Source organism: Agromyces allii, from assembly GCF_009749385.1.
Lineage (GTDB): Bacteria > Actinomycetota > Actinomycetes > Actinomycetales > Microbacteriaceae > Agromyces > Agromyces allii.
This window is the reverse complement of sequence record NZ_WBIN01000010.1, coordinates 216774-227366: the sequence shown is the minus strand read 5'-3', so window position 1 is coordinate 227366 and position 10593 is coordinate 216774. Positions and strand designations below refer to the sequence as shown.

The 10593-nt window shown below is 70.0% G+C and carries 8 protein-coding genes and 2 tRNA genes; 8 read left to right on the top strand and 2 right to left on the bottom strand.

What is annotated here, in order from left to right; translation table 11 throughout:
* The coding region (locus GQR16_RS13760; RefSeq protein WP_157415712.1) for a M23 family metallopeptidase at nt 1-1196 on the top strand (1196 nt) is incomplete at its 5' end.
* Nucleotides 1197-1418: 222 nt separating this feature from the next.
* Here GQR16_RS13760 and GQR16_RS13755 read toward each other — a convergent pair.
* Nucleotides 1419-3131 (bottom strand): glycoside hydrolase family 13 protein, encoded by a 1713-nt coding sequence (locus tag GQR16_RS13755; RefSeq protein ID WP_246200839.1) that lies wholly within the window; start codon nt 3129-3131, stop codon nt 1419-1421.
* Nucleotides 3132-3405: 274 nt separating this feature from the next.
* Between GQR16_RS13755 and GQR16_RS13750 the strand changes: the two genes are divergently transcribed.
* The 7 genes from GQR16_RS13750 (at nt 3406) to GQR16_RS13720 (ending at nt 10221) form a co-directional block, all read left to right on the top strand.
* The gene (locus GQR16_RS13750; protein WP_157415710.1) at nt 3406-4638 is read left to right on the top strand and encodes a sugar ABC transporter substrate-binding protein; all 1233 of its coding nucleotides are present in this window, start codon (nt 3406-3408) and stop codon (nt 4636-4638) included.
* Nucleotides 4639-4753: 115 nt separating this feature from the next.
* A complete protein-coding gene (locus tag GQR16_RS13745) occupies nt 4754-6394 on the top strand; it encodes an ABC transporter permease subunit (RefSeq protein WP_157415709.1) in 1641 nt (546 codons plus the stop codon).
* 113 nt (nt 6395-6507) lie between these two features.
* Nucleotides 6508-7377, top strand: a complete 870-nt coding sequence (locus GQR16_RS13740) for a sugar ABC transporter permease (protein ID WP_157415734.1) — start codon at nt 6508-6510, stop codon at nt 7375-7377.
* A gap of 80 nt (nt 7378-7457) precedes the next feature.
* A complete protein-coding gene (locus GQR16_RS13735) occupies nt 7458-9359 on the top strand; it encodes a glycoside hydrolase family 13 protein (protein WP_157415708.1) in 1902 nt (633 codons plus the stop codon).
* A 121-nt stretch (nt 9360-9480) separates the two neighbouring features.
* Nucleotides 9481-9912 (top strand): DUF4190 domain-containing protein, encoded by a 432-nt coding sequence (locus tag GQR16_RS19615; RefSeq protein ID WP_170298503.1) that lies wholly within the window; start codon nt 9481-9483, stop codon nt 9910-9912.
* 117 nt (nt 9913-10029) lie between these two features.
* Nucleotides 10030-10101, top strand: a tRNA-Thr gene (locus GQR16_RS13725).
* 46 nt (nt 10102-10147) lie between these two features.
* Nucleotides 10148-10221, top strand: a tRNA-Met gene (locus GQR16_RS13720).
* Here GQR16_RS13720 and GQR16_RS13715 read toward each other — a convergent pair.
* Complete coding sequence (locus GQR16_RS13715; RefSeq protein WP_157415706.1) at nt 10219-10512, bottom strand: hypothetical protein; 294 nt, start codon at nt 10510-10512, stop codon at nt 10219-10221. The genes GQR16_RS13720 and GQR16_RS13715 overlap by 3 nt on opposite strands.
* Nucleotides 10513-10593: the final 81 nt, after the last annotated feature.

Sequence of the window (10593 nt, the reverse complement as noted above, 5' to 3'; positions counted from 1 at the left end):
CCTTCGACGAGCTGTTCGGCGGCGGCGCCACGGCACCGCAGGCGGCGCCCGCCCCGGCTCCGGCGCCCGCCCCCGAGTCCTCGCGCCGCGCCCGCCGCGCGTTCGACCAGGGCGCACCGACGCAGGTGCCCTCGCAGTCCGACGCGTCGTCCGCCTCGGTGCCCCAGATCCCCACGCCGCCGCAGATCCCCACGGCCGCGCCGCGCTCGGCGCCGCTGTCGATCCCCGCTGCGAGCACCGAGATCTCCGGACTCGACATCTTCGGTCTCCAGGCCGACGGGGCGCTCGCCGGCGAAGCCGAGCCGACCGCCGCCCGCCGCCCGCACCACCCCGCGAGCCGTCAGCCCGCGGCATCCGCCCGCTCATCGCGTCGGTCCGCGAACTCCGCAGCGGCCGGTGCCTCGGCGCCGCACCAGGGTCGGCGCCGCAGCACGGCCGAGACGCCGGCCAGGGCCGACGCCGCCGTGCGCAGTGCGCCGAACCCCCAGCGTCGCCGGGCCCGCGGCATCGCCAGCATCGTGGCCATGAGCTTCGTCGCGATGCTCGCCGTGACCACGACGATCCCCGCGCTCTCGCTGCTCACCGAAGACGACGTGCAGGCGCTCGCGCTCTCGCAGTACGGCACCGACTCGATCGACGGGCAGCGCATGCTCATCAACGGCGACGTCGTGGCGCAGTCGGTCGACCGCGAGGGCTACGCGTCGCAGACCATCGAGGAGTACGCCGAGGCGGCCGGCATCCGCCCCGAGGCGACCTTCACGAACAACCCCAGCGGCACGATCCAGTGGCCCTTCGCCGTCGGCGTGCACATCGGAGACCGGTTCGGCTACCGCGACTGCGCGGGCTGCTCCGAAGACCACCACGGTCAGGACTTCAACCCCGGCTACGGCGCCGAGATCCAGGCGATCGCCGACGGCGTCGTGTCGGGCTCGACCGATGAGGGCGGATCCCTCGGCGTCGTCACCATGATCGACCACCAGATCGACGGACAGACCGTCACGAGCGTCTACGCGCACATGCAGTACGACTCGCGCCGCTTCGAGATCGGCGACACGGTGCACGTGGGCGACGTCGTCGGCAACACCGGCAACACCGGCATGTCGACCGGCCCGCACCTGCACTTCGAGATCCGCATCGGCGGCATCAACGGCGAGTGGGTCGACCCGCTCGAATGGCTCTACGCCAACACGAACTGACGCGCCGCCCTCGCGGGCTTCCGCCACGGGCTTCCGCCGCATCCGGGCCGGTTCATCGGGCGACGAATGCGCCGAAGACCCGTGACGCAGAGGGCGGGCGGATGTCGCAGGCGGGCGGATGTCGCGGGGCGCCGGTTGAGCCGGCAGACGCACGCAGAACGGGCGCCCGCTGGTGCGGACGCCCGTTCGGGAGCGCGAGCGCGGAGGCCGCGCCGGGAACGGCTAGGCGGCGATCCAGACGGTCGTGTCGCCGGGCAGCGTGCCGCCGTCGAGCGCGCCGCTCGCGAGCAGCACGTCGCCCTCGGGCAGCGCGACGGGCGTCGAGCCCGTGTTCGCCACGACGAGCATGTCGCCGTTTCGGAAGGCGAGCACCGCGGGGTCGGCGACGCCCTCGAGCGGGACCCACTCGAGCGTGCCGGCGCCGAGCGCGTGCTCGCGCCGCAGGCGCAGGGCGGCCCGGTAGAGCTCGAGCGTGGATTCCGCGTCGCCGCGCTGCGCGTCGCGCGCGAGCGTGCGCCACTGTTCGGGCTGCGGCAGCCACGGCGTGCCGGTGGCGCCGAAGCCGTAGTTCGCGGCATCCGCGTTCCAGGGCAGCGGCACGCGGCATCCGTCGCGTCCGTAGCGTTCGCCGTTCGTGCGGAACCAGGTCGGGTCTTCGCGGGCCTCGTCGGGCAGGTCGATGACCTCGGGCAGGCCGAGTTCTTCACCCTGGTAGAGGTACGACGAGCCGGGCAGCGCGAGCATGAACGCGGTGGCCGCGCGGGCCCGGCGCACGCCGGTGGCGTACTCGGGCAGGCCCTTCGAGCGCGGACCCAGTCCGTGGCCCTGCGGGTTCGGCTCGGTCACCGACAGGCGCGTGGCGTGGCGCACGACGTCGTGGTTCGAGAGCACCCAGGTCGAGGGCGCGCCCACGGCGCCGAACGCGGCGAGCGAGGCGTCGACGACCGAGCGGAGCGCCGCGGCCTCCCAGGGGGTCTCGAGGTAGGCGAAGTTGAACGACTGGTGCATCTCGTCGGGGCGCACCCAGTTCGCCAGGCGCGGCAGCGGGTCGACCCACGCCTCGGCCGCGAGGATGCGGTCGCCGGGGTACTCGTCGAGCAGCAGTCGCCAGTCGCGGAAGATGTCGTGCACGCCGTCTTGGCCCCAATAGGGTGCGCCGGCGGGCTCCTCGTCGCTGATCTCGGGCTCGAGGGCGACCCCGGGCGCTCCAGCACCGTCGGCTCCGTCGAGGCCGGCTGCACCGCCCATGCTGCCGCCCTCGGCGGGCGGCGTGTAGTCGGGCAGGCCCTCGGCCTTGGCCATGCCGTGCGCCACGTCGACGCGGAACCCGTCGACGCCGCGGTCGAGCCAGAACCGCAGGATGCGCCGGAACTCCTCGTGCACCTCGGGGTTGGTCCAGTCGAAGTCGGGCTGCGAGCTGTCGAAGATGTGCAGGTACCACTGGCCGGGCGTGCCGTCGGCCTCGGTGATGCGCGTCCATGCGGGGCCGCCGAAGACGGACTCCCAGTTGTTCGGGGCCTCGTCGCCGTTCGCACCACGACCGTCGCGGAAGAGGTAGCGGGCGCGCTCGGGGCTGCCCGGCTCGGCGGCGAGGGCGGCCTGGAACCAGGCGTGCGCGCTCGACGAGTGGTTGGGCACGAGGTCGACGATGACGCGGATGCCGCGGGCGTGCGCCTCGGCGAGCATCACGTCGAAGTCGGCGAGCGTGCCGAACAGCGGGTCGACGTCGCAGTAGTCGGCGACGTCGTAGCCGGCGTCCTTCTGCGGCGACGTATAGAACGGCGACAGCCAGATGGCGTCGATGCCGAGCTCCTGGAGGTCGGCGAGGTGCGCGGTGATGCCGGCGAGGTCGCCCATGCCGTCGCCGTTCGCGTCGGCGAAGGAGCGTGGATAGATCTGGTAGATCGTGGCGGTACGCCACCACTCGGAAGTCATGGCGACACTGTACGACATCCGTCAACCCAATGGAAACGCTTGCATAACGAGCCGGAAACTCGAATGGTCACAAACCCGTATCGATAGACGGTTCCCGGTTTGGCGATTGACTTGATGAAAGGTATACCTGTAATCGCTTGCATTTCTTGCGGGCATTCCACACGGAAGAACGGCCTTTCGGTCTCGGTGCACGTGCTGTCCCTCATTCGGGGGTTACTCGCGTCGTCGCCCGGCGAAGGAGCCGGTCTCAACGCACACTGAGAAGGGCACACCAATGAGGGTGAACACGAAGAGCCTCCTCGCCGCAGGCGCTGTCGCGGTCGTCGCGACGCTCGGCCTCGCGAGCTGCGCCGGCGCCGACAGCGGCTCCGAGAGCGAAGCCTCGGCCAGCGGCACGCTGACCGTCTGGGTCGACGCCGAGCGCGTCGACGCGCTGAAGGGCGCGGCCGAGTCCTACACCGAGAAGACCGGCGTCAAGGTCGACCTCGTCGGCAAGGACAACGCCGACATCAAGGACGACTTCATCCAGCAGGTGCCGACCGGCAAGGGCCCCGACATCACCATGGGTGCGCACGACTGGCTCGGCGAGCTGTCGACCAACGGCGTCGTGGCGCCGCTCGAGCTCGGCGACTCCGCCGCCGACTACCTCCCCGTCGCGATCGACGCGTCGACCTACGACGGCACCGTCTACATGCTCCCGTACGCGGTCGAGAACATCGCCGTGCTGCGCAACGCCGACCTCATCCCCGAGGCCGCCACGAGCTTCGACGACATGATCGCGAAGGGCAAGGCCGCCGGCCTCGCCCAGCCGTTCGTCGTCGAGCAGGGCGCAGAGGGCAACCCCTACCACCTGTACCCGTTCCAGACGGCGTTCGGCGCCCCGGTGTTCGGCAGCGACGAGAACGGCTACAACGCCGACGACCTGCAGCTCGGCAGCGCCGGCGGCGAGGCGTTCGCCACCTGGCTCGGCTCGCAGGGCAAGAACGGCACCGGCGTCTTCAACACCGACATCGACGGTGACATCGCCAAGCAGGCCTTCCTCGACGGCACCGCGGCCTTCTGGCTGACCGGCCCGTGGAACGTCGGCGCAGCCGTCGACGCCGGCATCAACGTCGCGGTCGACCCGACCCCGAGCCCGACCGCCGACCCGGCGCAGCCCTTCGCCGGCGTCAAGGGCTTCTTCATCTCGGCCGAGTCGAAGAACAAGGTCGCCGCGAACGACTTCCTCGTCAACTACCTCGGCAGTGAGGACACCCAGCTCGAGCTGTTCAAGGCCGGCAACATCCTGCCCGCGAACGCCGCAGCCGCCGAGACCGCCTCGAGCGACCCGATCCTCGCCGGCTTCGCCGCCGCAGGTGCCGACGCCGTTCCGATGCCCGCGATCCCGGCCATGGGCCAGGTCTGGCAGTACTGGGGCATCGCCGAGGCCGACATCATCAACGGTGCCGACCCGGTGACCACGTGGCAGAAGCTCACCGCCGACGTGCAGGCGGCGATCGCCGGCTAAGAGAGCGGATGCCCCGGGGCGGGGCCCGTCGTGCAGGTCCGCGCATCGCGCGGCCGGCGACGGGCTCCGCCCCTGGGGCGCATCCCCCTCCGACTCGACAGGAAGACCAGGCAGCATGAGCACCACCATCGACGACCCGGCCACGGCCGGCGAGCCCAACACGGGCGCCACGGGCGGAACGCCGCCCACGCGACGACAGCGACAGGCCGCAGGCATCGCCGACGCGGCATCCGTCGGGGTCAAGGTGCTGCTCGTGAAGCTGCTGGGTCTCGGCATCGTCGACGCGCTCGCGATCTTCGGCATCATCATCCTCGTCGGCGCCGAGCAGTGGCTCGTCGCGGCGATCGTCGCGATCGTCGCGATCGCCGTCAACTGGATCTACTTCTCGCGGCGCAAGCTGCCCGCGAAGTACCTCACGCCCGGCGTCATCTTCCTCGTGATCTTCCAGGTGTTCGTGCTCGTCTACACCGGGTACATCGCATTCACGAACTACGGCACGGGCCACAACGGCTCGAAGGAGCAGGCCGTCTCCTCGCTCATGGCCTCGTCGCTCGAGCGGGTCGAGGACTCGCCCAGCTACCCCGTCACCGTGGTCGACCGGGGCGGCGAGCTCGGGCTGCTCGTGACCGACCCCGAGGGCGACGCGCTCGTGGGCACGGCCGAGCAGCCGCTCGAACCCGTCAGCGCCGAGTTCGACGGCGACAAGGCCGTCGCCGCCGACGGCTGGACCACGCTCGACTTCGCGCAGGTGCTCGCCCGCACCGACGAGATCACCGAACTCGCGGTGCCCTACTCGAGCGACCCCAACGACGGTGCGATCCGTACGCCCGACGCGTCGAGCGCGTACCTCTACGTCTCGACGCTCGAGTACGACGAGACCGCCGGCACCATGACCGACCTCGAGACGGGCACCGTCTACTCCGACATCGGCACGGGCGCGTTCACGGCAGAGGACGGCACCGAGCTGCTGCCGGGCTGGCAGATCGTCATCGGCTTCGACAACTTCGTGCGCGCCGTGACCGACGAGCGCCTCGCCGGGCCGCTCGTGTACGTGACGCTCTGGACGTTCGCGTTCGCGCTCATCTCGGTCGCGTCGACGTTCTTCCTCGGGCTCTTCCTCGCCATCGTCTTCAACGACGCGCGCATGCGGGGCCGCAAGTTCTATCGCGTGCTGATCATCCTCCCGTACGCGATCCCGTCGTTCCTGTCGGCGCTCGTGTGGGCGGGCATGATGAACGAGAGCTTCGGCTTCATCAACCAGGTGCTGTTCGGCGGTGCCTCGATCCCCTGGCTCACCGATCCATGGCTCGCCAAGGTGTCGGTGCTCGTCGTGAACCTCTGGCTCGGGTTCCCCTACATGTTCCTCGTGTGCATGGGTGCGCTGCAGTCGATCCCCGAAGAGCTGCAGGAGGCCGCGACCGTCGACGGAGCGAAGCCGTGGGCGATCTTCCGCCTCATCAAGCTGCCGCTGCTGCTCGTCAGCGTGGCGCCGCTGCTCATCGCCTCGTTCGCGTTCAACTTCAACAACTTCAACGTGATCTACATGCTCACCGACGGCGGGCCGCGCGACTCGAACGCGCCCATCCCCGTCGGGTTCACCGACATCCTGATCTCGATGGTCTACAAGGTCGCCTTCACCGGGCAGACGCGCGACTACGGCCTCGCGAGCGCCTACTCGATCCTGATCTTCCTCATCGTGGCCGTGATCTCGATCATCGCGTTCCGCCGAACCAAGTCCCTCGAGGAGCTGAACTGATGGCACGCAAGCCCGTTCCCGGCACGCAGGCCGGCCTCGTCGTCGGCGAGCTCGAGGAGTTCGACGACTCGACCCGCGCCCACGCCAGCCTCGGCACCGGTCAGGTGCGCGAGATGCCGAAGCGTCCGTTCAACTTCGGCCGCTGGTTCCGCGCGACCGGCTGGCGGCACATCGTCGGCGTGCTCATGCTCCTGTTCTCGCTGTTCCCGATCGTGTTCGTCGTCTCGTCGTCGCTGAACCCGAACGGCACGCTCACGGGATCGAACGCCCTGTTCTCGAAGATCGGGCTCGACAGCTACGTGCGGATCCTCACCGACCCGCAGGTGCCGTTCACGACCTGGCTCGGCAACACGCTCATGATCGCGGGCATCACCGCGCTGCTCACGGTGTTCCTCGGAGCGCTGGCGGCGTACTCGTTCTCGCGCATGCGGTTCACGGGCCGTCGCTTCGGCCTCATCGGCATCGTCGTCGTGCAGATGTTCCCGCAGCTGCTCGCCGTCGTCGCGATCTTCCTGCTCATGAGCGCGATCGGCGACCTGTTCCCGGCCATCGGCCTGAACACGCACATCGGACTGATCATGGTCTACCTCGGCGGCGCGCTCGGCGTGAACACCTACCTCATGTACGGCTTCTTCAACACGATCCCCGTCTCGATCGACGAGGCGGCCAAGATCGACGGCGCCGGGCACGCGCGCATCTTCTTCACGATCGTGCTCCGACTGGTCGCGCCGATCCTGGCGGTCGTCGCGCTGCTCTCGTTCATCGCGTCGGTCAACGAGTTCGTCGTGGCATCCGTGCTGCTCATCGACACCGAGAAGCAGACCCTCGCCGTCGGCCTGACGAAGCTCGTGTCGAACCCGCGCTACGCGGACTGGAGCGCGTTCTCGGCTGGCGCCGTCATCGCGGCCCTGCCGGTCGTGGCGCTGTTCCTCTTCCTGCAGAAGTACATCGTGGGCGGCCTGACCGCCGGCGCGGTGAAGTAGGCGGATGCCGCGGGGCGGCGTCGTGCGGCGGCGTCGGGCGAGTTCATGCCGATGTCACACGGAGATGGAAGGGTGAGCGCATGTCCGTTCAGCTGAGCCCGCTGCATCCGCACCACGACGGGTCGCCGCTGCACGTCTCGAATGCCGCGCCCGCGCTCGGCGAGACGGTGTCGGTGCGGCTGCGAGTGCCGGCCGACGCGGCGGCCGCCGACGGTTCGCCGATCGGCCCGCTCGCGTGGGTGGGCACCCGATCGAACCCGAACCGCGAGCCGCGGTTCGCCGAGGCATCCGTCGTCGAGACCACCGACGGCTGGGCGTGGTGGCAGGCCGAGGTCGAGGTCGAGAACCCGGTGCACGGGTACCGGTGGCTGCTCGTAGGCGCCGACGGCCGCCAGCACTGGCTGAACCAGCTCGGGCTCAGCGCCACCGAGACGCGCGACCGCGACGACTTCCGGCTCGTGGCGCACGAGCCGGCTCCGGCGTGGGCCGCGTCGAGCATCCTGTACCAGGTGTTCCCCGACCGCTTCGGGCGGTCGTCGGCGGCTGACGCGCGCCCGGCGCCCGACTGGGCGTTCCCCGCCGAATGGGGCGACCCGCAGCGCCTCGACCCGCCCTATCGGTCCAGTCAGTTCTACGGCGGCGACCTCGACGGCGTGCGCGAGAAGCTCGACCACCTCGAGTCGCTCGGCGTCGACCTGCTCTACCTGACGCCCGTCTTCCCGGCCCGGTCGAACCACCGGTACGACGCGTCGACGTTCGACCACGTCGACGAGCTGCTCGGCGGCGACGACGCGCTCGTGCGGCTCGTCGAGGCGGCGCACGCCCGCGGCATCCGCGTCATCGGCGACCTCACGTCGAACCACTCGGGCGACGCGCACGAGTGGTTCCGGGCGGCGCAGGCCGACCCCGCGGCATCCGAGCGCTCCTTCTACTTCTTCCGCGACGCCGAGCACGGCGGCGGCTACGAGTCCTGGCTCGGCGTGCCCAGCCTGCCGAAGTTCGACTGGAGCTCGGCCGAACTGCGGCGCCGCTTCATCGAGGGGCCGGACTCGGTCGTCGCGAAGTACCTGCAGGCGCCGTTCGGTCTCGACGGCTGGCGCATCGACGTCGCGAACATGACCGGCCGACTCGGCGGGGCCGATCTGAACGCCGCGGTGCGGCAGACGATCCGCCGCACGATGCTCGACGTGAACCCCGACACGATCCTGCTCGGCGAGTCGACGAACGACGCCGCGAGCGACTTCCAGGGCGACGCATGGCACGGCGCCATGTCGTACACGCCGTTCACCCGACCGCTGTGGAGTTGGCTGCTCGAGCCGGGCAGCCCGGGCGGCGGCGGCATCGGCTTCGCGCTCGGCCGGGTGCCGACCTTCACCGGCGGCGAGTTCGTCGCGACGCACCTGCGGTTCGCCGCCGAGTTCCCGTGGCGCACGCGCGCCGCGACCATGAACGCGCTCGACACCCACGACACCCCGCGCTTCGCGACGCACGCGCGCCCCGGCACGGTGCCCGTGGCACTCGGCCTCGCAGCGACGTTGCCCGGCATCCCGGTCGTGTGGGCGGGCGACGAGTTCGGCCTCACGGGCGAAGACGGCGAGGCGTCGCGCACGCCCATGCCGTGGGGGAGTGAGGGCTCGCCCGAGGTGGCTCCCGTGCTCGAGACGTACCGCGCGCTGCTGCGGCTCCGGCGCGAGCACCCCGTGCTCGCGACCGGCGGCATCCGCTGGCTCGCGGTCGGCGACGACACCGTGGCGTTCGTCCGCGAATCCACGGATGCCTCGGTGCTCGTGTTCGCGGCACGTGCGGGTGCGACGTCGTCGTTCGACGCGGCGGCGCTCGGCAGTGCGACTGCGGCGGATGTCGCGACGGCCCTCTACGGCGATGGCCGGCTCGCGGCATCCGAAGGTCTCGTTCATCTCGAGAGCGACGGCCCGTCGTTCACGGCCTGGCTGCTGCCCGGGGTCGCGTCGCCGGTCTGGTGAGGATACGTTCCGGTCGCGACCGATCGGCGTTGCTCACAGGCGGGCGCCGCCGCCGGCGGACGGCGGCCCAGTAGCATGGCGATCTGACCTGGCACCAACCCCATCGAGCCGGAGCCCTCACATGGACGCACCCACGCCCACGCCCATCCCCGTCGCGCCCGCGGCGCCGCCGAGCGGTGTCCTGCCGACCGGTGCCGCACCCTACGGTGCGCCCGCGTTGCCGCCGGCCACGCCATACGGCGTCGCGCCCGCATGGGCACCGCCGACCGCCGCCCCGCACAACGTGCTTGCGTGGGTGGCGCTGGGCCTGGGAGTCGGCAGCCTGATGTTCGGACTGCTCGCTTCGATCGCCGCGATCGTCTGCGGACACATCGCCCGCCGACAGATTCGCGAACGAGGCGAACAGGGTGGTGCCGCGGCCCTCACCGGGCTCCTCCTCGGGTACATCCTGAGCGGACTCTTCGTCGTCGGATTCGTGCTGTACCTCCTCTTCATCCTGGTGATGGTCGGCGTCGGTGCGGGCAGCGCGTCGAGCGGGTTCACGAGCCTCTGACCGTGTGCCGGGAGCGCGACGATGCCATGGCGGAAGCCGGTATCGTCGGCCCCGGCCCCTGGTTCGGAAGTTGGCCGAAGAGGTGATATCCTCTTCAGGTTGCCGATTACGGCGAACGCCCCGATAGCTCAGTGGTAGAGCACTTCCATGGTAAGGAAGGGGTCGTCAGTTCAATCCTGACTCGGGGCTCGGTTCTCTCGGTTCGGCCTTCGGGCAGAGCCGGTGAAGCCTTCCCGGCGGGGTAGCTCAGGTGGTTAGAGCACACGGCTCATAATCGTGGTGTCGCGGGTTCGAGTCCCGCCCTCGCTACACAGTCAACAGCCCTGGATCTTCGAGATCCGGGGCTTTCGTGTTTTCGGGGCACTCCGGGCCGGACGCCGACGCCGACTCTGATTCCCGCACGATCGCGGCGATCGCGACCTTCTCGCGCGCCATCTTCGGCCACCGGCGCGATCGTTTCAATATCTCGACACGAATGCTTAGTTCATTCGGATGGTGGAGCGCAGCGAGCCTGATCGGCGTTGTCTTGGTGAGGTAAACCTTTCCCTTCGTGTCGTTGTGATGTCGGCAACTGATTGAGCAGGTTTGCTCAATACTCATTGACACAGCGCAATTTAGCCTGCACAATCCTCATGTGTTGCGTTGTACTGCAACGCTGTTCCGTCTAGCGGAACGATCTGA